Origin of the sequence: Paraburkholderia terricola, assembly GCF_900142195.1 — a bacterium.
Lineage (GTDB): Bacteria > Pseudomonadota > Gammaproteobacteria > Burkholderiales > Burkholderiaceae > Paraburkholderia > Paraburkholderia terricola.
Window position 1 is genome coordinate 1 of sequence record NZ_FRAB01000070.1, and the last position, 21,592, is coordinate 21,592.

General features: G+C 64.6%; 24 protein-coding genes. 21 read left to right on the forward strand and 3 right to left on the reverse strand.

All coding sequences use genetic code 11. The features are described from left to right. The 20 genes from BUE39_RS31955 to BUE39_RS32045 all read left to right on the forward strand — a co-directional run. Positions 1-291: transposase (locus BUE39_RS31955; protein WP_200799533.1), on the forward strand; the 291-nt coding region annotated here is incomplete at its 5' end. A gap of 255 nt (positions 292-546) precedes the next feature. Further along, positions 547-1,395, forward strand: a complete 849-nt coding sequence (locus tag BUE39_RS31960; RefSeq protein WP_073432608.1) for a ParA family protein — start codon at positions 547-549, stop codon at positions 1,393-1,395. Beyond that, positions 1,388-1,966, forward strand: coding sequence for a hypothetical protein (locus BUE39_RS31965; protein ID WP_073432609.1), 579 nt, complete (start codon positions 1,388-1,390; stop codon positions 1,964-1,966). Before BUE39_RS31960 ends, BUE39_RS31965 begins: the two co-directional genes overlap by 8 nt. Next, complete coding sequence (locus BUE39_RS31970) at positions 1,963-2,610, forward strand: lytic transglycosylase domain-containing protein (RefSeq protein ID WP_073432610.1); 648 nt, start codon at positions 1,963-1,965, stop codon at positions 2,608-2,610. The genes BUE39_RS31965 and BUE39_RS31970 overlap by 4 nt, the downstream gene beginning before the upstream one ends. A gap of 35 nt (positions 2,611-2,645) precedes the next feature. Then, complete coding sequence (locus tag BUE39_RS31975; RefSeq protein WP_084561530.1) at positions 2,646-2,987, forward strand: TrbC/VirB2 family protein; 342 nt, start codon at positions 2,646-2,648, stop codon at positions 2,985-2,987. A 25-nt stretch (positions 2,988-3,012) separates the two neighbouring features. Then, positions 3,013-3,333, forward strand: coding sequence for a VirB3 family type IV secretion system protein (locus BUE39_RS31980; protein ID WP_073432611.1), 321 nt, complete (start codon positions 3,013-3,015; stop codon positions 3,331-3,333). Position 3,334: 1 nt separating this feature from the next. Continuing rightward, a complete protein-coding gene (locus tag BUE39_RS31985; RefSeq protein WP_073432612.1) occupies positions 3,335-5,806 on the forward strand; it encodes a VirB4 family type IV secretion/conjugal transfer ATPase in 2,472 nt (823 codons plus the stop codon). Beyond that, positions 5,803-6,981 carry a TrbL/VirB6 family protein gene (locus BUE39_RS31990; protein WP_073432613.1) on the forward strand — a complete coding sequence of 393 codons (1,179 nt, stop codon included), beginning with the start codon at positions 5,803-5,805 and terminating at the stop codon, positions 6,979-6,981. The genes BUE39_RS31985 and BUE39_RS31990 overlap by 4 nt, the downstream gene beginning before the upstream one ends. A 2-nt stretch (positions 6,982-6,983) precedes the next feature. Then, positions 6,984-7,691, forward strand: coding sequence for a P-type DNA transfer protein VirB5 (virB5, locus tag BUE39_RS31995; RefSeq protein WP_090518883.1), 708 nt, complete (start codon positions 6,984-6,986; stop codon positions 7,689-7,691). A 23-nt stretch (positions 7,692-7,714) separates the two neighbouring features. Further along, the gene (locus BUE39_RS35295) at positions 7,715-7,879 is read left to right on the forward strand and encodes a hypothetical protein (RefSeq protein WP_167363322.1); all 165 of its coding nucleotides are present in this window, start codon (positions 7,715-7,717) and stop codon (positions 7,877-7,879) included. After that, positions 7,869-8,630 (forward strand): VirB8 family type IV secretion system protein, encoded by a 762-nt coding sequence (locus BUE39_RS32000; protein ID WP_073432614.1) that lies wholly within the window; start codon positions 7,869-7,871, stop codon positions 8,628-8,630. Before BUE39_RS35295 ends, BUE39_RS32000 begins: the two co-directional genes overlap by 11 nt. Positions 8,631-8,644: 14 nt before the next feature. Then, positions 8,645-9,463 (forward strand): TrbG/VirB9 family P-type conjugative transfer protein, encoded by an 819-nt coding sequence (locus BUE39_RS32005; RefSeq protein WP_073432615.1) that lies wholly within the window; start codon positions 8,645-8,647, stop codon positions 9,461-9,463. Next, positions 9,456-10,673: a type IV secretion system protein VirB10 gene (gene virB10, locus BUE39_RS32010; protein ID WP_073432618.1), complete on the forward strand. Its 1,218-nt coding sequence runs from the start codon at positions 9,456-9,458 to the stop codon at positions 10,671-10,673. The genes BUE39_RS32005 and virB10 overlap by 8 nt, the downstream gene beginning before the upstream one ends. Further along, a complete protein-coding gene (gene virB11 / locus BUE39_RS32015) occupies positions 10,670-11,797 on the forward strand; it encodes a P-type DNA transfer ATPase VirB11 (protein ID WP_073432620.1) in 1,128 nt (375 codons plus the stop codon). The genes virB10 and virB11 overlap by 4 nt, the downstream gene beginning before the upstream one ends. Before the next feature lie 15 nt (positions 11,798-11,812). Then, entirely contained in the window at positions 11,813-12,214 is a 402-nt protein-coding gene (locus BUE39_RS32020; RefSeq protein ID WP_073432622.1) for a hypothetical protein, read from the forward strand. Next, the gene (locus BUE39_RS32025; RefSeq protein WP_073432624.1) at positions 12,211-13,995 is read left to right on the forward strand and encodes a type IV secretory system conjugative DNA transfer family protein; all 1,785 of its coding nucleotides are present in this window, start codon (positions 12,211-12,213) and stop codon (positions 13,993-13,995) included. The genes BUE39_RS32020 and BUE39_RS32025 overlap by 4 nt, the downstream gene beginning before the upstream one ends. Next, entirely contained in the window at positions 13,992-15,896 is a 1,905-nt protein-coding gene (locus tag BUE39_RS32030; protein ID WP_073432626.1) for a PriCT-2 domain-containing protein, read from the forward strand. Before BUE39_RS32025 ends, BUE39_RS32030 begins: the two co-directional genes overlap by 4 nt. A 45-nt stretch (positions 15,897-15,941) precedes the next feature. Beyond that, positions 15,942-17,498, forward strand: a complete 1,557-nt coding sequence (locus tag BUE39_RS32035) for an LPD7 domain-containing protein (RefSeq protein ID WP_073432627.1) — start codon at positions 15,942-15,944, stop codon at positions 17,496-17,498. Between the two features lie 10 nt (positions 17,499-17,508). After that, positions 17,509-18,030 (forward strand): plasmid stabilization protein, encoded by a 522-nt coding sequence (locus tag BUE39_RS32040; RefSeq protein WP_073432629.1) that lies wholly within the window; start codon positions 17,509-17,511, stop codon positions 18,028-18,030. A 1-nt stretch (position 18,031) separates the two neighbouring features. Further along, complete coding sequence (locus tag BUE39_RS32045) at positions 18,032-19,081, forward strand: relaxase/mobilization nuclease domain-containing protein (RefSeq protein WP_073432631.1); 1,050 nt, start codon at positions 18,032-18,034, stop codon at positions 19,079-19,081. A gap of 211 nt (positions 19,082-19,292) precedes the next feature. On the opposite strand, the gene BUE39_RS32050 is transcribed toward BUE39_RS32045, so the two are convergent. Next, positions 19,293-19,472 (reverse strand): integrase core domain-containing protein, encoded by a 180-nt coding sequence (locus BUE39_RS32050; RefSeq protein ID WP_073432633.1) that lies wholly within the window; start codon positions 19,470-19,472, stop codon positions 19,293-19,295. Between the two features lie 174 nt (positions 19,473-19,646). Here BUE39_RS32050 and BUE39_RS32055 point away from each other — a divergent pair, with 174 nt between their 5' ends. After that, positions 19,647-19,922 carry a hypothetical protein gene (locus BUE39_RS32055; protein WP_073432635.1) on the forward strand — a complete coding sequence of 92 codons (276 nt, stop codon included), beginning with the start codon at positions 19,647-19,649 and terminating at the stop codon, positions 19,920-19,922. A 166-nt stretch (positions 19,923-20,088) separates the two neighbouring features. Here the strand turns inward: BUE39_RS32055 and BUE39_RS32060 are convergent, their stop codons facing one another. Both BUE39_RS32060 and BUE39_RS32065 read right to left on the reverse strand, forming a co-directional pair. Further along, the gene (locus BUE39_RS32060) at positions 20,089-21,207 is read right to left on the reverse strand and encodes a CYTH and CHAD domain-containing protein (RefSeq protein WP_235005011.1); all 1,119 of its coding nucleotides are present in this window, start codon (positions 21,205-21,207) and stop codon (positions 20,089-20,091) included. 95 nt (positions 21,208-21,302) lie between these two features. Beyond that, a partial coding sequence (locus BUE39_RS32065) for a transposase (protein ID WP_143169535.1) occupies positions 21,303-21,592 on the reverse strand: 290 nt, incomplete at its 5' end.

Below are 21,592 nucleotides of genomic sequence, written 5' to 3' on the forward strand. Positions count from 1 at the left end.
AAGCATCCCAAGGTCAAGGCGTGGCTCGCAGCAAAGCCCCGCTGGCACATGCATTTCATTCCTACCTACAGTTCGTGGCTTAACCAGGTCGAACGCTTCTTTGCGCTGATCACCGACAAGGCCATCCGCAGGGGCTCGTTTGGTTCGGTCAAACAACTGATCACGCGTATCGATCAGTTCGTTTCCCACTACAACGAAAACTGCAAACCATTCATGTGGACCGCATCCGCTGATTCCATCCTCGAAAAGCTACACAGACTTTGTTCGCGAATCAGCGGAACGGAACACTAGATTGAAGCCAACAATCTGATCCGGTCAACGTGCCACGCACGACCGAGTACGCGTTAGCGGCCCCGCAGTTCGATGTCTGTGCGACGACGTGGTGTGCCGAGACGCATTCGCAAAAAGCCTGCATCTGCAGGCTTTTCTGCTTTCTGGCGCTGATGCAATGATCCCCCGTTGAGCCCACGGTCAGCCTCCTTGGCGCCGCGGGTTCTTTTTTTTCGCAGGTTCATCGACCTCGGGTGCGGCTGAGGACGATGAACCATGAAATCGCTTCTGATCATTTCGGCAAAGGGTAATTCGGGCAGGACGCTGCTGACCTGCCTGCTTGCCCGTCACCTGCATCGCATCAACCACAGGCGCGTGCTCGTGCTGGACCTTGCTGAGCCGCCGCGCTGCGCACAGATGCTCGCCAGCCGCGGACATAACACGACAGGCTCCGGCAACCGTGCGCCGGATCTGCCTGAGTGCACCAACCGGATAACGGGTGGGTGCGTTCGCGTCCTCAGCGCCGACGCCATCGACGGTCTGCGCTCGCGCGATGATCCCGCACGCACCCGCTATTATGCGAACCTTCGTCATCTGCTGTCTGTCGTGGCGCCGCGGTTCAACGTGTGCCTGATCGATGCGCCCATCCTGCCGGACCTGCGCGCTGTCTGTGCTGAGGCGCTGGCGGATGCGGTGCTGAGCCCTCTCGCGATGTCACCGGAATGTGTTGAATGCGCGTCCGCGGTCATCAACGGCACATACGGAATACGCAATGTCCGCGCGCGGCTGAATCCGGCATTGCGCTTTGCCGGGCTTCTGCCGGTGGTCGATGTCCCTTCGCCGATGGAAGAGGCTTGGGTGAAGATGATGGAAGCGACGTTGCGTGAGTGGCTGATCGTGGACCGGGCCTTTCCCCACGGATACGCCTGGCTGCCTCGTCTGCGGTCCGTCGGGCGCATTGAACCCCCCCTGGTGCCGTACGGCCAGGCTGCCGCGCAGGACGTCGGGGTAGCCGAAGCGTCGCGGACGGTGACCGCTTGTCTGAATGTGCTCACACGGCGGCTTGATGTAATCGGGAACGATGCGGTGCACGGCCTTCGCGATGCGGAGGTGTGCGATGCATGAGGCTGCCATCCCATTCGATATTGCGGTCCCCGGTCACGCGCTGCTGCGGGCGTTGCGCCGCTGGTCAGCCGTCATCGCTGCAATTATCGGTGTATCAATTCTGGTGCCTGGCACCGCCCGTGCCGGCGACTGGGACTGCCAGGTGATCCTGTGCCTGTCCAATCCCGGTGGGCCTGAACAGTACGGTGAGTGCGTCCCGCCAGTCGAGAAACTGTGGGTGGCCTTACGCCACGGCGATCCTTTTCCGACCTGCGACTTCGGAGCAGGCGGCTCACGGGGAACGTCGGCGGTGAACATCTTTGCGAGTGCCGGTTACTGCCGCGAGGATCTGCTGTACTGGGGTGGCTCCGAGCAGAGCGAGCTGCTGTGCAATGCGCGTGGCGCGATCAACGTCGAGATCGACGGCGCACTGTACACGCGGGTCTGGTGGGATGCGGGAGGTGCAGACCGCACGATCACGGAGTTCTATGGGGCTGGCAGTACGGCGGTTCCGTATGAGCCGACGCAGTCGGCGCGCCTCTTTCTCGAGCGGGCGTCCGGGAGCTCGGGCGGACAGGGAGGTGGCGAATGATTCCGCTCGCCGCATTTCTTGCCCTGACACAGCAGTGCGCGCCGGCCGTGGCGCCCGCCACGATGGCAGCCATCGTGCGGGTCGAGTCAGGCTTCAACCCGTACGCAATCGGCGTGGTACGCGGTCGCCTCCAGCGGCAGCCCGCGAACCTCGATGAGGCCGTTGAGACCACACGCGCACTGGAGGCTGGCGGGTGGAATTACAGCGCAGGACTCGCACAGGTGAACCGCGCGAACTGGGTCCGGCTCGGGTTGACGCCGCAGGCCGTTTTCGATCCTTGCCGCAATCTCGCCGCCAGCGCGGCCATCCTCCAGGGCTGCTTCGAGCGCGCGCGGCTCAGGCATCCGGAAGCGCAGAACGCATTGCGCGCGGGGCTCTCGTGCTACGCGAGCGGCGACTTTTCCAGCGGATTCCGGACGGGCTATGTGCAGCGGGTCGTCGCCCAGGTTGCGCGGCCGGATCCGGTGGTTCCGGCCATTACCACCGACGTTTCGCCCATTCCCGTCATTCCCTCCCGACCGACGGCCGCGCGATCCGACCCATCCCGTAGTCGCGCTGGCTTCGGGTCCCCCGGGGACGGCAGGACGGACCAGAAGGCCGGTCAGGCAGACGACATGACGCAGGAAAGCGCTGTGGTGTTCTGAGAAAGCAGAGACAACATGCGTGACAGGAGTAATCCATGAAATCAGGACAGCATATCAAATTCGGAAAAATTTTGTCGCGGTTTACCTCGCACGGATCGGCGCGACATGCCTGGCGCAGTCTCGCGATTGTGCCAGTGGCGATGCTGACGGTGACGCCGGCATACGCGCAGCTCTCGCAGGTCAACACGCTGCTCACGACGATCCAGACCACGCTCCTTAGCGTGGGCGCGGTGGTGTGCTCGATCTCGATCATCTGGGCGGGCTTCAAGATGATGTTCCAGCACGCACGCTTTGGCGACATCGCCAACGTGTTCATCGGCGGCCTGTTCGTGGGCTGCGCCACGGTGATCGCGGCGATGCTGATCCCGACAAGCTGATGCGGAGGCGCACATGAATCCACGCATGAATCCACTCAGGGATCCCGTCTTCAAGGGCTGCACGCGACCCGCGATGCTCTGGGGAGTGCCGCTCGTGCCGTTCCTGATGGTGGGCGGCAGCATCCTGATTCCCGCGATCTGGGCGCTGCTCGCGAGTCCGCCGGCGGGTGTCGGCATCGTGCTGCTCCTCATTCCCGTCTTCGTCACGATGCGCTCGGTCACGCGCCACGACGACCAGCGCCTGGCGCAGTTCGCGTTGTGCATTCGCATGGTGTCTCGCCAGCGCAACCGCCGCTTCTGGGGCGCGCACGCCTACGTGCCATTCCGCGCCAGGAGGAGGGGCTGACATGGGCGCACAGCCGCAACTTGTCGACGTGGCCGAGCGTGAGGTTGTGCTCGCGGACTTCGTGCCATTCTCGTCGCATGTTACCGACCAGGTAATCCGCACGCGCGAGGGGGACTACCTGCGTGTCTGGAAGATCGCCGGCATCGCCTTCGAGGCGGCGGATCCGGGTGACATCCTCGTGCGTCACGAAGGTTTCAACCAGCTCGTGCGCAGCCTGCCGGGTGGTCACGTCGGCCTGTGGTCGCACCGGATCCGCCGGCGCGTGAGCGACCATTTCGCCACACCATACGGCAACCCGTTCTGCCAGGAGCTCGCTACACGGTACTACGCGAGCTTTGCTGGCTACCGGATGATGGCCAACGAGCTGTACCTGACGCTCGTGTACCGGCCGCACCGCACGCGCCTGGGGCGTCTATTCAGTCAGGCGGCACACCGCACGCCGGATGACATCCGGCGGGACCAGCATGAGGCCCTGAAAGTGATGGCGGAGCTTGCCGCGCAGGTCGAATCCGGCCTGAAGTCCTGGGATCCGGTGGCGCTTGGCGTCTATCGGAAGTCGATCCGTTACACGCAGCGGCCCGTGCGTTTCTCATCGGCACTGGAGTTCCTGGGCTATCTCGTCAACGCCGCATGGGAGCCGGTACCGGTGCCGGCCGGCCGGATAGCGGAGGCGCTGCCGACGTCGCGGCTGTTCTTCCGCACCGAGAAGGTCGAGATCCGCATGCCGGGGGCGACGCGCTATGCGGCGCTACTTGACCTGAAGGACTATCCCGAGGAAACCGAGCCGGGGATGCTCGACGGTCTGCTCTATGGCGACTTCGAGTATATCGAGACCCAGAGCTTCACGATTCTTGACCGTCCCACAGCGAAGGAGGCGCTGGAACGTCAGCGCAACCAGCTGATCGCAGGCGAGGATGTGGCGGTGTCGCAGGTCAATGCAATGGATCTGGCGCTCGATGACCTGATCAACGGCGATTTCGTCCTCGGTGAGTATCACTATTCGCTCGCGGTGCTCGGTGACCGGCCCGACGAGGTCGCGCGGCACGTGGCGAAGGCGCGCACACAGCTCGCGGATGTCGGCTTCCAGACGGCACTGGTCGATCTGGTGGCGGACGCCGCGTGGTTCGCGCAGCTGCCTGGTAACTGGCGCTACCGGCCCCGCGAGGCGAAGCTCACCTCGCGTAACTTCTGCGGGCTCGCGAGCCTGCACAACTTCGCGACGGGCAAGCGCGACGGTAATCCGTGGGGCGAGGCGATCACGATCGTCAAGACGCCGAGTGGCCAGCCGCTATACCTGAATTTCCACGCGACCGCGGAGAAGAAGGAGTCCGCTGACGAGAAGGCGCTCGCCAACACGCAGATCATCGGCCAGGCGGGTGCCGGCAAAACGGTGCTGGAGTTGTTCCTCCTTGCGATGGCGATGAAGTATGGCTTCACCGGCGTCGTCTATGACAAGGACCGGGGCACCGAGATCGCGATCCGGGCGATGGGTGGCCGCTACACGGTGTTCCGGCGGGGCGTGCCGACGGGACTCAATCCGTTCCAGCTCGATCCGGACGAAGCGGTGCTGGACTTCTGGGAGCGGCTGGTGCGCCGGCTGGTCCACACCGGCACGCTGCTGTCGGCGAAGGATGAACTCGACATTTCGCGTGCCGTGCGCGAGGTCGCACGGATGGAACGGCGGCTGCGGCGCCTGTCGACGGTGCGGCAACTGCTGCCCGCCGTGGGCGAAAACAGCCTGCACGCGCGGCTCACGAAATGGTGCGCAGGAGGGCGGCTCGGCTGGGTGCTGGACAACCCGTCGAACCTGCTGGATTTCAGCCACAACCAGCTGTTCGGCTTCGATGATACGGAACTGCTCGACGATCCGGAGGTGTCGACGCCGGTCACGATGTATCTGCTGCAGCTGACCGAAAGCCTGATCGACGGGCGGCGCTTCGTCTATGTGATGACCGAATTCTGGAAGCGCCTGGGCGATCCGGTCTTCACGGATTTCGCAAAGGACAAGCAGAAGACGATCCGCAAGCAGAACGGTCTGGGCATCTTTGATACGCAGTCCCCGGCCGATGTGCTGGGCAGCGACATCGCGCGGGCGCTGGTTGAGCAGACCGCGACGTTCTTCTTCCTGCCGAACCCGCGTGCCGACTACGACGACTACGTGCATGGCTTCAAGCTGACCGAGGCCGAATTCAATGTCGTGCGGTCTCTTGGCGAGAACAGTCGCCTGTTCCTTGTGAAGCAGGGCCACCGTTCGGCCATCGGCAGGCTGGATCTGGCCGGGCTCGGCGACGTGCTCGACGTCCTGTCGGGAACGACGGACAACGTCGAACTGCTCGACGGGATCCGTGCAGAGGTCGGCGACGATCCTCTCGCGTGGCTTCCCGTGTTTCATGAGCGGCTGGCGAAGCGCCGTGCGATCGGGGCCGCCCTGAACGCGCCGGCCGGGCGTCTGTCGGCAAGAGGTGCACGTTGAGCGGCCTTTTCACTTCAGTCGGCGGCACGCTCGAGAACGGCATGTCGACGTATGTCACGAGCGTGTCCTCGGCCCTCTCCAGCGCGCTGGTGCCCGTGGTCACAACGGCCCTGACGATCTGGATCATCGCGTACGGGTTCGCCGTGGTGCGCGGCGAGGCTCATGAGTCGGTACCTGCATTCGCGTGGCGTGGCCTGAAGGTCGCCATCATGCTCGCCTTTGCGCTCGGCGCGGGCATCTATCAGTCACAGGTCGTCACAGCAGTCGAAGGGGCGACGACGGGCCTCGCCCGGACGGTCCAGACCGCGGCGGCCAATGCCAGTGCAGGCAACCCTGGCTGTGGAACGGTGAGTGGCAGCAGCGTGACCGGCACGAGCGCGTCCGCCATCTACCAGACGCTCGACTGCTATGACCGTCAGATCGACATCGTGATGGATGCCTACTTCGACAAGGCGACGCACGAAGGTTTCAGTGTCAGTGGCATCGTCGCAGGCATCGGTGATCTGGTTGGCGGGTTCATCGTGGGGCTGGGCGGAGCCATTTTCCTGATGGTTCTGGCCTTCGAGGTCACGATGGCAAGGATGCTGCTGGATCTGGTGCTCGGTCTTGGCCCCCTGTTCATCGCCTGCGGGGCATTCGGCCCCACCGCACGATTCTTCGAGGCGTGGACCGCAAAGATTGCCAACTATGCGCTGCTGCAGATCCTGATCGCAGCATTTCTTGGCATGGCACTCACGGCGTTCTCCGCCAATCTCGCGCCGTTCAACGTCACGACTTCGTCGCCCGACACTAACGCTTCGGTGCTCGCTGCAGCAGGTCAGGCAGCGCTTACCGCTATAGCACCCTGGGGTGCGGCATTCGGCCTGTTCATCACGTCCCTGCTGCTGGCAACCATCGGCTGGCAGCTGCCGGCTGTCGCCTCGGGGCTTGCCGGCGGCGCCACGCTGTCGGGGTTCGGTGCGTTTGTTGCCGGATTTGCGTCGCGTGATGCCGTGAGAGGTCTCGGCTCGCTCGTGAGTCTCGGACACGGCCCGCGTCGGGCTGGGGGGCGGATTTCCAGCGGCAGCGGGGAAGCCGGTAGCGCGAATGCGGGAGGCAGTGCCGGTCAGATCCCCGCCTACCAGCGCGTAGCCCGCGAGCACCTCGGCGACCAGGATAACGCAGGAGGGTCATAGTCATGATCAGGTTACCTATCCATATCGGTATTGCCCCTGTCGCGGCGGCTGTGGTCGTGCTGACGATGCCCTCGGCCCATGCACAGGGCATCCCGGTCTTCGATGCGCAGAACGTGGTTCAGGCCATCGCGACCGTTGGGCAACTGAAGCAGGAAGTGCAGCAGGAACTCCAGCTATACCAGTCGCTCAGCGGCACGCGCGGGTTTGGCGAACTGATGAGCAATCCGGTCCTGTCGAATTCGCTGCCGTCGAACTGGCAGTCCATCTACACGGCGATCCGGAGCGGCGGATATGCGGGTCTGACGGGCAGCGCACAGACGCTGCGCTCGGCGAGCGAGATCTACAACTGCGAGGATCAGAGCGGCATCGACCAGCAGGTCTGCCAGCGCGCGCTGAACAAGCCGTTCCAGGACAAGGCCTTCGGCATCCAGGCGTACCAGACGGAGTTGCAGGAGCTCGACCAGATCCAGGGCCTGATGCAGCAGATTGACGTGACGCAGGATCAGAAGGGCATCGGGGAACTGCAGGCGCGCATCCAGATCGAGAGCACGGCGGTCGGTAACGAGATGGCGAAGCTGCAGCTCTTCCGGATGCTGGCCGATTCCGAAGACCGGCTGATCGCCGAGCAGCAGCAGGAGCTTGTGCTCAAGCGCGCCGGCAATACCGCACGGCTGCAGGACCAGATGGTGCCTGCCAGCTTTGGTAACTGAGTTCGGAAACCAAGGAGGCTGACATGATCCGGTCCGTCGTTGCAGTCTTTGCAATCCAGTTAGTTATGCTGATTAATGGATGTTCAGGAAATCCACCCAAACCTGTCCTGCCTGATGGCTTGCACCGTGTGCCGGTGAACCGCGTGGCACCGGCTTCCCTGTCCGATGGAGATGGCCATGAGCAATGAGCGTGACTCCAGTGAGCGTGACTCCCGTGAATCAGGTGATTATCGCCGGGCACTCGATTTCGAAGTGTCGGTCACGCATCTGCAGGAGCGCTCGGAGCATCGGGCATGGCACGTGGCGTCGGCCTCCGTGGTGATCGCGATCCTGTGCGCGGTCGTACTGGCCGTGATGGTTCCGTTCTACCGGGTCGTGCCGCTGCCGATCGAAGTCGACCGTCTGACCGGTGAGGCGCAGGTGATCGATGTGCTTGACGCGAAGCAGATGCATACGCGCGACATCGAGGACAAGCACTGGGTGGAGGTGTACGTGCGCTCGCGCGAGCGCTACGACTGGGGTCTCCTGCAGATGGATTACGACCGGGTGCTCGACATGAGCGACGACCGTGTCGCGCGGGATTACCGGGCGATCTACAGCGGTCCCGATGCACTGGACCGCCAGCTCGGGGCGAACACGCAGCGGCGCATCCGCATTCTCTCGACGACGCTCGTGCCGGACGAACCGGGCCGTGCTGTCGTGCATATCGAGCGCACGACGTGGAAGAACGGCATCGATAACGCGGAGCCGCCGCAGCGCTTCGTTATCACGCTCGCCTTCACTTACCGGCCATCCGTCTTCACGCGCGAACGCACGGCGATCGAGAACCCCTTCGGGTTCAGGGTGACGGCGTACAGCCGCGATCCCGAATACACGCCTGCGGTGTCGGCACCGGCATCGTCGCCGACATTGTCACCCGCTCCGGGAGGTGCGCGATGAGAGCGAGCACGTTGATGGGAACCGTCGCGCTGGCGGCAGTGCTGGGTGCGGGCTCTCCCGGTGCCCGCGCCTACGACGTGCCCGGCTGGTCTGGCGACTCGCGCGTGCGACAGGTCGTGTACCGGCAGGGCGAGGTGGTGCGGGTCATCGCGCAACGTGGGTTCGCCACGCACATCGCGCTCAATCCGGCCGAGCGCATTCTCGTTGTGGCCCCAGGCGACCGGGATGGGTGGCAGGTAGTCGCAAACCGTGGCGACCACGATGTCTACCTCAAGCCACAGCTTGCTGCGCACGACACGAATCTCGAAATCCGCACGGACCGGCACAGCTACAGCTTCGACCTGGTTGTGCTGCCGCTCAGGGCCCGTTTCGGCAACGACGAGGAGATGTACCGCATCACGTTCGTGTATCCCGACGCTGAGGCTGCGAAGACGAAGGCTGCAGACGATGCGGCGCTCGTGCGCGAGCGCCTCGCCCAGTCGCCGGTGGTGCGTAACACCGCTTACTCGATGCAGGTGATGCCGCACTCGGAAGATATCGCGCCGACCGCGGCGTGGGACGACGGGCGCTTCACCTACATCCGCATTCCGGACAACCGCCGCATCCCGGCGATCTTCCGGGTGGCAGACGACGACAGCGAGAGCGTCGTTGACCGGCACATGGAGGACGACGTGATCGTCGTGCACGAGGTGGCACGGCGTTTCGTGCTGCGTCTGGGCGACGAGGTCGTCGGTCTGTGGAACGACGCGTTCGATGTGGACGGGGTGCCACCGGTGGACGGCACGACGGTGAGCGGTGTGAAGCGTGTCCTGCGGAGCGACGGCCATGAATGAGGAAACGCCGCGCAATGTGATTGCGCCCGGAGTTATGCCCGGGAGTGACCCGGCCAAGGTCACCGGTACCATAAACGGTGACCTTGGCGCACAGCCGGCCGATCGCGGCATGCCGGAGCTTGGACAGCAGGGCGGTCGCCCCCGTGCCTGGTGGCTCGCGCCACTACTTGTTGCCGTCCTCGTGATGGGCGGAGCGGTCTGGACGATCCACGGCTTCCTCGCGCGGCACGATGCGGCGGAGAAGGCGAGGCGGGATGCCGTCCAGGACCAGCCGGCCCAGGGGCGGGTATTCGCGGAAGGCAGCGCACCGGGGTCAGCGGCTGCCGCAGTGGCGAGTGGGCCGGGGGCAGTGGGCACGGGTGCGTCGGCACCCGCTGCCGTGGCACCGCGCCAGTCACCGGTACGTTCCGCACCCGCGCGCAGCTACTACGACGCGCCACTGCTCTCGAGCGGATCCAGTGGCCTGGCCAACGGCGAGGCCGATTCGGCTGCGTCAGCACCCGGCGCCTCGGGCGGCACGCAGCCACACGTGATGCCCGCGGCCGGCGGCCTGTCGCAGGGCAGCAGTCCGCTCGCCCCGGCATTGACGCCGACGGTGACGCCCAAAGTACGCGCGGGCTTTCTCGGTAATCGCAGCCTGATCCTCGCGGAAGGCGCCAAGATCGACTGCGCCGGTGATACGGCATTTGATTCGACCCAGGCGGGTATCTCGACCTGCACGGTGACGAAGAACGTCTATTCGGATGACGGCCATGTTGTGCTGATTGAGCGCGGCTCGCAGATCAACAGCGAGTACCGCTCGAACCTGGCGCCCGGACAGAAGCGGGTGTTCATCCTGTCGGCGCGTATCAGGACGCCCGAAGGGGTCACGGTTGAGATCGATTCTCCTGCGGCGGACGCGTTGGGTCGCATCGGCGTGAGCGGCTACGTGAACAACCACTGGGGCGAGCGTATCGGCGCGGCCATGCTGCTCGGCATGACGCAGGATGCGATTGGCTATCTCGCGACGCGTGGCGGCAACAGCAACGGCTCGGTCGTGTTCGAGAACACGCAGCAGCAGGGCAATGACATGGCCTCGCGCGTGCTCGACAGCACGATCAACATCCCGCCCACACTGACGCAGAACCAGGGGGCCGAGTTCACGATTATCGTCGCCCGGGATCTGGACTTCAGTCCGGTCTACGCGCTGGAACCAGGGGGTACGCGATGAACGCGCCGGCCCAGATCCTGAGCGAAGCGCCGGTACTGGCCGACGCCCCGCTGCCGAGGCTGGCAGAGGATGCGTCGGTGCGCGAGCTGATGCGCCCGCTCGCGGCACTGCTCGAAGACCCGGCTCTCACGGAGCTGGTGATCAACCGGCCGCAGCGTGTGCTGACCGAAACCCATCTCGGATGGCAGGCTCATGACTGTGCGGACCTCGACTTCGAGCGCCTGATGTCATTCGCGGTGGCGATCGCCACGCTCACGAACCAGGAGGTCTCGGCGCTGCATCCGGTGCTCTCCGCGCTGCTGCCCGGTGATGCGCGAGCCCAGATCGTGATCCCGCCGGTGGTGCCTCCGCGGACTGTGTCGGTAACGATCCGCCGTCCGTCTTCGCGCGAGAAGACGCTCGACGCCTACGAAACTGAGGGCCTGTTCGCGAAGACTACGTGGCACTGTCCGGCGGGACTTGATGAGGCGATGCCGGCACTGTGCTCCCAAGATCGTGAACACGTCAGGTGCCTCCAGGCGCGCGAGTTCCCGGCGTTCTTCGAGCTGGCGGTGCGCGGCCGGCTGAATCTCGTGATCGTGGGCAGCACCGGTTCGGGAAAGACGAGTTTCATGAAGACGCTGTGCCGGTACATTCCGGCCACCGAACGCATCGTGACGATCGAGGATGTGCGCGAGCTCTTCATCCGGCACGTCGAGAACTGCGTGCACCTGAACTACAGCAAGGGAGGGCACGGCCAGGCGCGGGTGACGCCTGCGGATCTGATCGCAAGCTCGATGCGCATGCGCCCTGACCGTGTGCTGCTCGCCGAATTGCGGGGCAGCGAAGCGTACGACTTCCTGAAGCTGCTGACGACAGGGCACTCCGGTTCGATCACGAGCTATCACGCGTCGAGCGCATCGATTGCCATCGAGCGGTTCGCGCTGATGGCGAAGGAGCATCCCGAGGCCGCCACTTGGGACGACGCGGCACTGCGCCGGCTGCTCTTCATGACGATCGACGTCGTAGCGCACATGGAAGCCACCGCGCTCTTCGACGAGTCCGGAGCGCAGACCGGCCGGCGCTGGTCCATGACGGAAGTCTGGTTCGATCCGCTGCGCCGTCATCAGGCGCACTTCCGGTGAAAAGGGGAACAGGTCATGGACAGCGGAAAGAGAACCGGAGCGGGACTTCAGTCGGGCAGGCGCATCCGGTACCACGCCTTCATGGCGCTGGTCACGCTTGAGATCGCGGGCATCGCTGCTGCAGGACTGACGCTCGCGCTGTGGCTGGCTTCGTTCCTGTTTGTTGCGAGCCTGCATGTTAATCCGCTTCACGCGGGCTTGCATGCCTGGCCGGATGCCGTACTGGCCTGGTACGACGGACGTCTGCCAGAGCACGGGAGGCGGGTTGCCGGTGCCGCGTTGTTCGGCATGCTGCTGGCTTTTGGTGCGCCCGCCCTTGGCGTTTACACGCTGCTGGATCGCTCGTGCCACCGGCGTCTCTACGGCAGCGCGCGGTTCGCAAACGAAGCGGACATCCGCCGGGCTGGGCTGCTATGAGCACGGCGGCGAACCCCGGTATCTGCAATAGCGGCCCGCCGCTGGTCGTGGGTGTCTGGCGTGGCCGCTATCTGCGGTTCACGGGCCAGCAGTTCGTGCTGCTCGCCGCGCCGGCCCGTTCTGGCAAGGGCGTGGGCATCGTGGTGCCCAATCTGCTCAGCTACCCGGATTCGGTGGTCGTGCTCGACATCAAGCAGGAGAACTTCAACCTTACCGCGGGCTTCCGTCGTGCGCACGGGCACGACGTGTACCTTTTCAACCCGTTTGCGGAGGACCGTCGCACGCACCGGTATAACCCACTGTCGGCGATTTCGGATGGCGTATTCCGCGTTGGCGACATCCTGGCGATCGGCTACGCGCTGTATCCGGTCGGCGGTCACGATGACTTCTGGAAGGACCAGGCTCGCAACCTTTTCCTCGGCGTCGTTCTGCTGCTGTGCGAGTGGCGCGATGCGCGCCGTGCAGGCAACACCGATGGGCCCAACTACCCGGTGACGATGGGCGAGGTGCTGCGGCAGTCGTCGGGCAACGGCATGCCGGTTAAGGCTTACCTGCAGCAGGCGCTGGTGTTGCACCGACGGCTGCTCAGTGGTGCGTGCGTCGATGCGCTCAACCGCTTTCTTGCCAACGACGACAAGGTGCTCGCGAGCATCCTCGCGACCTTTAATGCGCCGCTGACGATCTTTGCCAATCCGATTGTCGATGCCGCAACAAGCAGCAATGACTTTGACCTGCGCGATGTGCGCAGGCGCCGCATGTCGGTCTATATGGGCATCACGCCAGATCACCTGACCGAGGCGGCGCTCCTTGTCAACCTCGTGTTCTCCCAACTCGTCAACCTGAATACGAGGCAACTGCCCCAGGACAATCCGGAGCTGAAGGTCCAGTGCCTGCTGCTGATGGATGAATTCACCGCCGTCGGCAAGATCCACATCATCGCCCGTGCGGTCGCCTACATGGCGGGCTACAACCTGCGGTTGCTCTCGATCGTGCAGTCGGTCTCGCAGCTCGAATCGGTCTATGGCCGCGCGGACGCGAGGACGTTCGTCACGAACCACGCGATGCAGATCATCTACGCGCCGCGTGAGCAGAAGGACGCGAACGAATACTCGGAGATGCTCGGCACTTTCACAGACCGTTCGCGCAGTGTGAGCCGGTCAAACGCAATCTTCGGCGGCCGCGGTGGGTCCAGCGAGAGTTTTTCCGAGCAGCGCCGGCCGCTGCTGTTGCCGCAGGAGTTAAAGGAACTCGGACGCGATAAGGAAATCATCCTGCTCGAAAACACGAAGCCGATCCTGGCCGAGCGGATCTGCTACTGGCGGGATCCGGTCTTCACCTCGCGCCTGCGCACGGCACCAGTCATACCAGCGATAGACATCGTGCGTTTCATCGCCCAGGTCGAGCGGCGGGTGAGGGATGTGCAACCGGGCGAGGTGGACGAAGCCGGCGTGATGCACATTCCTCCGGAGTATCTGGAGGTGCTGCAGGCTTGGGATCCACGCGATCTGCCACGGCATCTCAATGACGTGAGCGACGAAGAGGCGGCCGCCTACGTCGAGCGGCACTTCATGCTGCTGGGTGTGCCGGCCGCGCGCGTGGACGTGGCAGCGCGGCGGCTGTCGGCGTCTGATCTTGATGTCGCGGAGCTGCGCCCCGCGGAAGGCGTGCCGGGGCGCAAGGCGAGGCGCTCCTCCGGCGCACCGCGTACGCAACGTGGGCGAGCCGCATCGCGCACGGCAGACGGCCCGAACGTTGTGCCGCTCCATGGAGAACGCAGATGAATACGCGATATCTGGGCGAGGAGGAACGTGCCCGCGCGGCGCTGGCCGTGATCCCTGCCGAGGACTATGCGACGTGGGTCGATATGGCGTTCGCGCTCAAGCAGGGTTTTGGCGAGGCCGGCTTCGACATCTGGGACGAGTGGAGCCGCACCGCCCACAACTACAGCGAGCGTGCGGCGCGCGTGACCTGGCGCTCGGCCGGCGAGTCAGGCGGCAAGACGCTCGCGTCTCTCTTTTGGCTCGCGCAGCAGCACGGTTTCGATGTCAGGGGCTCGCGCGCGGCGATGGATCCCGCAGACAGGTCGCGCATGTCGCCGCCCCGTCCGTCGGTGGACCGGGCGGGGCAGGACGGCAGGGGCGAGGCTCGTGTGCGCGCGCGACAGGCTGCGGTCGCGCGGGAGGCGCTGGCAATCTGGAAGTGGGCGCGGCCGGTGGGCCCCGGACACCCGTATCTCGAACGCAAGCAGGTGAGGGCAGTCCCGACGCTGCGTGAGCTGGAGGCGGAAGAACTGCACGCGCTGCTTGGGTACGCGCCGCGTAGTGACGAGGAGCCGCTCACGGGGCGCGTGCTGGTGGTGCCGGTCCGCATCGGCGAGACCCTTTCGACACTGGAACTGATCGATGCCGAAGGACGCAAGTCGGCTCTCGCGGGCGGTGCGAAGTCGGGCGGCTACTGGGTGGTGGAACCGGGCCAGTTCTGCGACGGTGCTGTGACACCGATCCTGATTGCCGAGGGCGTCGCAACGGCACTGGCAGTGTGGCAGGCGACCGGCTGGTTCAGCGCCGCGGCACTGTCGAGCGGCAACCTTCGGCCGGTGGCGGCGATGTGGCGCGGCCGGTACCCGGAAGCGGAGATGCTCGTGCTCGCCGATCTCGGTGCCGGATATGAGCAGGCGAGGCAGGCCGCGCTCGGCACGTCATCGCTGCTGGCCGAGCCACGCTTCGCGCCGCAGGCACGGATTGCCGGTGACGTGCCGACTGATTTCGATGACATGGCGGTGCTGTCCGGGCCGGGTGTCGTTGGTGAGCTTTTACGGGAGTCGCTGTACGGAGCACCGGAGCGAGATGTAGCGGGTGGAGAAGCCGACGGACAGGCCGTGGTTGCACAGGGATCGGACGATGCACCGAAGCAAGAGCATGCACTGAAGGAGGACCATGCAATGGGCAATGTGAAAGAGAAACTCGTGGGTGATGGAGAGGTGTCGGGTCGGCGCCGTACTTCGCGTCGTCGGACCGGCCATCAGGACGCGCCGGAACCGACGCAGCAGGAAAGCACGGTACCTGCACCGGAACCGACAACTGCGCAGGCACAGTCGCAGCAGCCGGAACCGGACCGGCGGGAAGGCGATGCGCCGAAGCCTGCTCCCGCGCCGGCGCGCCGTCAGGTAGGCGAACCACTGTACGGACTCGACGAGGTACCGGGCGAGATCAGGGCACTCGCACAGCACCGTTTCGGCGCGCAGACCCGCATGGCGACGCCCCGCGAGAACGGTGGCCCGTACCGCGGCGAGGTGTTCAACACCGAGCACTACCTGATCCAGGAGGTGTCCACGCGTAGCGTTGTGTTCCATGCGAAGTCGGACATGGAGTTCGTCTCGGACCGCCTGCGGTGGATGGATGAGAACCAGCGCCTCAATGGGGCGGAGGTGCAGGTCGGTTACGACGGCGCACGGGCGAGAGTGTATCCGTGGGACCGTGCGCGCGACCTGCTCGAGCGCACGGTGGCCTCGCTGAAGAAGTCCGCCCGCGAGGTGGGTTTCGGCAACGAGCTCGACGCGACGCTTGATCAGTTGCAGGCCACGTCGTGGACCCGGATGAGGGAGGCGCGGGCAGCGGTGCTCGCGCAGTCGAAGGAGCGCGCCGGTCGCGAACAGGAACAGGGACTGGGGCAGCAACGCTGAGCGTGCGACGCTCTGCCCGCCAGCGCAGCGATCAGAGGGAGATCCATGATGGACGAAACCGCAACTTCTTCAGGCCCGCGTGCAGACGAACCGGTCATCAACGTGATTGAGCCGGACGCGCCGCCTATCCCGGATCCGCAGGGCGCGGGCGCGCAGCGCGTCGATCAGACTGCGGCCGACGCACTGGCCGCACGCCGGCGCCGCGAGTTCGATGCAGCGCGGGCGCGGCTGCGCGATCAGGCCATCCAGGCGGACGCGCCGTCGCAGGCCGCAGAACAGCAACGGGCACCGCAGCAGGAGGTGCTCCATCGTAGCAGCGACACATCCACCATGCGATGGGCGCCGCTTGGCAATCCGCCGGAGAGGGTGCGAAAGCGCTACCTGCGGGCGGGTAACCAGTATTTCCTCAAAGACGCGCCGCATCGGCTCGCGTTCGAGGATATCGGTCCTTACCTCGTGACGGAGCACAACCGCCCCGATGTGGTCGAGTCGATGGTGGACATGGCCCATGCGAAGGCATGGGGGCGTATCCGTGTATCGGGTCACGAGCAGTTCCGGCGCGAGGTGTGGGTTCAGGCCACGCTGATCGGCATCGAGGTGAGCGGATACGAGCCGAAGGCAGTCGACGTGGCGCGTCTGACCGAAGCCCGTCGTGACCGGATGACGAATCGCATCGACGTGACGCAAACGCCTCCGGCCGCGCCAGTTCCTGCGAATCGACCGGAAGCGCCCGATGCGGCGCCTGGCCCCACGGAATCACAGGCGGCGCAACCAGCAAGGCGCGATGCTCCCAGACAGCCAGAGGCTCGTGCGCCGGCTCCGCCCGCGCCTGTGGAGCCGTCCCGAACCGCTCCCACCTCCGAAACGGGGCCGCGCGTTGCCGAGTCCGAGGGGGCGGAGCAGCAGCGCTATATGGGCGAACTGGTCGAGCACGGCGGTGCGCCCTATCAGCACAATCCTGCACGCAGCGACTCGTATTACGTCGTCTATCGCGATACAGGTGGTGCGGACCACGTGCTGTGGGGCGTGGACCTGGAACGGGCCGTGGCGGAGTCCGGCGCGCTTGCCGGACAGCAGGTCATGCTCGAAAACCTTGGCCGGCGGCTCGTGACAGTGATGGTCCCGGTTGTCGATGCGATGGGAAATGTGATCGGCGAAGAGGAAAAGGAGGTCTATCGCAATACGTGGCAGGTCGATGTGGTTGGGCAGGAGAGGACGCAGTCGCGGCCCGGGGCGACGGAGAGACAGGGCGAAGCCGGAAGAAGTGAAACCGCACTGCCGCCGACGCCGGAGCAGGCGCAGGCCGCACGGCGGCGTGAACCTTCCGTCACGTCGCCCGAGGAACGTGCTGTTCAGATGGCGGTGCTGACCGCCGCGATGCGACAGCAGGGTTTCAGCGAGCGATCGATTGCGCGCGTGCAGCAACGTGCGCAGCGGCTGCTGACCGCGTTCGAGTCTGAGGGCGTCACCGTTCCGCGCCCCCGCGTGTTTGATCCCGAGGCGCCCTCTACGCGCAGTCGCCGCACCCGCACGGCTGCGGAGCGCGTCCCGACCCGGGAGGTCGAACGTGGACCGTCCGAACCCGCGCCGCCGTCCCTGTAGGAGCACAGGCATGGCCACGCGTGCGCGACTGTGTGTCGATCTCGGGCGAGCGAAATCACGCTGGGAGGTATGGTGTGCCCTTCACGGTGTAACGGCGGCCGATGGCGTCCGGCACCTGGTCCACGGTGTACTGAGCCAGGACGAGTCGCCAGACGGGGTGCCTGGCCCTGAACATCGCCGCCTGCAGGGCGACGGGCATCGCGAACGCATCGAAATCCGTCTCACCCAGGAGGAACTCGAAGTGGCCAGACGGCGTGCTTTGACTGGTGGAATGAATGTCAATCGCTGGATAGTTGCGGTGATCCGCGCGCAGCTTGTGCATGAGCCGCAACTGGGCGAGCGCGAGCTGCGACTGCTTGCGGACTCAAACCAGCATCTGGCCATGATCGTGACGTTGCTCGGTCGGTTGCAGGCAAGCGGTGGTGCGCACGACGCGGCGCACGCGCTCGAAGACACGCGTGCCGTGATTGATCAGCACCTGCGCGCAGTCACGCAGGTGCTGCGCGCCAACCTGGATCGCTGGAGCCGCTAGCATGTCGTTCCCGAAAACCTGGGTCGACCAGATGTTGCTGAACTGGGGGGACCGGCTTTTTCATGATCCGCTACGGCACGTGCGTGCGCCGAGCATGTCACGTGGCGAGCTCCAACGGGATGTACGACGCATGCGCGAGCAGCTTGCCCGCACCCTCAGGCGTACCCCCGAGGTGATGGTCAAGATAACGAACAGGGCGTCAGGCGCGCAGGGCATGGGCGCGGTGCGTCGTCATCTGCGCTACATCTCGCGAAGCGGGAAGGTCGAACTCGAGGATCAGGACGGGATGACCATTCTCGGCCGCGAGGCACTGTACGATCTGACGGATGCGTGGCACCTCGGTGGCTGGGGTATCCCGGAAGAAAGCCGCAGGCGGGAGGTGTTCAACGTGCTGCTCTCGATGCCGCCGGGCACGGACCGGCAGGCGGTGCGCAACGCCGCGCGCGCGTTTGCGGCTGCGGAATTCGGCGACGGCAGACGGTATGTTTTTGCTGCGCACAATGACGAGGCGCATCCGCACGTGCATCTGAGCGTGCAGGTACGCGGAGCGGATGGGAAGCGTCTCAACCCGCGCAAGCGCGACCTGCAACGCTGGCGCGAGCGGTTTGCAAGGCAGCTGCGCGAGCACGGTGTGGAGGCCAATGCGACGAGGCGATTCGCTCGGGGCGAGACCCGGCGCTATCCGAAACAGGTTGTTGTGCATATGACGGCGCGCGGCGAAACAGCGGATTACTGGCGATCGGAGCTGGGTGAGCGGGCCCGTCGCGCCTTGTGGGACGCCCACGCTGGGTCGCTCGAAGCATGGCAAGGCGTGGTTCATGCGATGGCTGGATCGCAGAGTGCCGATGACCGGGGCCTCGGAGCAGTGGTCACGGACTTCGTTCAGACGATGCCCATTCTGTGCGATCGGCCCGGCATGGGTCGCACCCACTCGAATGAAGTCGAGCGTCGTCGTGCACCGTTGCACGAGCGCGGATTACGTGGCGCAGAGCGAAGCGAGATCCAGCGGGAACTGTTTCCCGACGATCCGGATGTGCGGATGGAGCGCTGAGCAGATGAGATGTCAACGACGATGCCGATCATTCCGTGGATAGGCGGCAGAAGCGGCGGCTCGCCGACGTGCTTATTTCGCGATTTTCTCCGCACCGTTGCCATGGTGAGGTATTTGCCAATGCGGTGGGGCTGTTTTTCATGCGCCAACAGAGGTGGCCTCACTCGTTCGGACAGTCTTCTGAGATTTTTAAGTGGAACGTCCGGGGCGGTCATGCTGCCAATTTAATCGCAGGCAGCGTCGCGAAGTATGCCTCATCCGGCGTGCGGTCTTCCAGGCTCGAATGAGGTCGTCTCTGGTTATATAGATTGATGTAATCGCCGATCGAGCGCCGGGCGTGGCATTGGGGCATCACCGTCCCGCGTGCGCGGGGGAGCGGATTCAAGCTCATTGCTTTCAGTGAGAAAACCTTCCTGGCTGAGGACGCCGCCCGCACGGACGGGCATCAAGCGCTGGTCAACCTGGTGGATAGTGGCACATGCGGCCGACTCGCCACCGAGGCCGCAGGAGAACGACCTTTTGTAAGTCCGCTATGCGAAAATCATAACCTCTCTATCGGTAGGAAATGACAGCCACGGAACAGCCCCGTACGAACCTTACGGCACCGCTCCTTTCCGCCAATTGCACATTATGGTTTTCGGCCTACGGCTTTGGTTGGGGATACAGCGCCTTTGAGCTGCCTGCCGAAGCAGTTTGTGAAAAACTGGGCGCTGCGAACGAGACCCCGAAACAATTGATGCTCGCCTTCGAGCTTGGCAAGCGCCGGCTTTTGCGGACTGTAGAGCAGAAAGCGTTGCCGGGTACCGGTGGACGAATAACGCTTTCGGCCGCTGATTTGTGACAACGACGACCGCTGCGCCGTCGCATGGCGTTATTGCGCCGCCGTTTCGCAACGCGCGACTAAAAGCGTCCACTACGAAACACGGAGCGGTGTTTGACTGTCCGTCTAAGTTCTTCGAAAGGTAAGCAGTTGGCTGAACCGCAGGCATCTTGTGCTACACGATTGCTTAGTGCGGCGGTGACAGACGTCTGAAGCGTTTCCACCGCTTCTTCAGTGTCTGATGATCGGCAGCGACGCGCGACGCGAGATAACCTCGCGCGAAGGCCGCGCCAGAGGCCGCTTCTGGTGATGTTTGCGGCAACAGCTTTAACAGTTGGTCGGCGACAACGGCATCGTTACGCCAGCCCAGATCATCCTGGAGCGCGGTCAGTGCTTCGACATAATGCTGGACGGCGCGCCTTGCGCACAGCGACGCGAAGAACTCGGTCGCATATCGAACTTTCTTCGCGGCAATGCGGGCGCGGTGGCGACGGTGATCGTCGAGATCGGCGAGCCGCTTGCCACGTTTGATCAGTTTCCTGTGCCGATCACGCAGGACTTCCGCGGCGAACTTCCCGGCGGCCCCACCGATCCCCTTGCGCTGTTCGTCCGACATCCCGCCTCGCCATCCCTTCCGGTTCAACCATACTGCAAGCTGGAGAACGAGCCGGGTATAGCGAACCGACTCGACTGCCGCAGCCGCGCGTTGCCGGTTGTTGACCGCGATCCGCTCGCACGCCTGCCGGACAGGCTGGATTTCGTCCGCGTTCCCGATTGTCCCCGAACGGTCGAGCGTCGCTCCGGCGAGCACCTCCCAGTCCCGCGCAGCGCCGAGCTCCGATGCGATCCAGCGCAGTTCCCCGTCGAGACCGGGATAAGCCGGAATCCCCGTCGCAAACAGATCAAGGGCCGAGCGCAGGCGACGGAGTCCCACGCGCATCTGATGCACGCTCGACGGATCGTGGCCCGACACGACGCCGCGCTCGTTTGCGTGGACCTGATCGAGACAGTTGCGCACGACAGTGCAGAACGCATCCTCGACAGAATCGCGCCGGTTCAGATGCACCGGTCGGGCCTTGACCGCGTCACTGTGCTCCGCTACGAGCAGTTCATATCCGAGGTCGGCCTTGCTGACGTGGTCGATGCGTAGCGGCACGGTTTCCAGCAACTCAAGCGCGACGCCGTACAGGCTCTCCGCCTGGCCGTGTCTCAGCTCCAGTTCCACAGCCGCGATCGGCACCGAGCCCGAGTCAGCGTCGATAGTCCCCTCGTCGAGCGCAACTTCGAGTTCGTCTCCGGACGGCAAGCGCAGCGGAATAGAGGATCGCCTGATCCGTGTGACAAATACCGGCTTTAACCGGGCGGGAGTGGCCTCGTCACGAATAAGAAGCTGTTGCGAAATTAGTTAAACCAAGGCTTGAGGCGCGTCCAGCAAATCAAGGCGCAAGCTAACGAGAGGAAAGCCTCGTGGATATGGGCGTAGCGTTCATAGCGAATCTTCAGGCGTCGAAACGAGTGAAGCCAGGCAATCGAGCGCTCGACTTGCCAACGCGTTTTGCCGAGTCCGCTGCCATGGGGCGAGCCAATTTTTGCGAGCACGGGCGTGATGCCACGTTCGCGCAAGCGCTGCCGATGTGGCTCGGAACTGTAGCCCCGGTCGCCCTGAACGATTTGCGGCTTGTGCAGGGGAC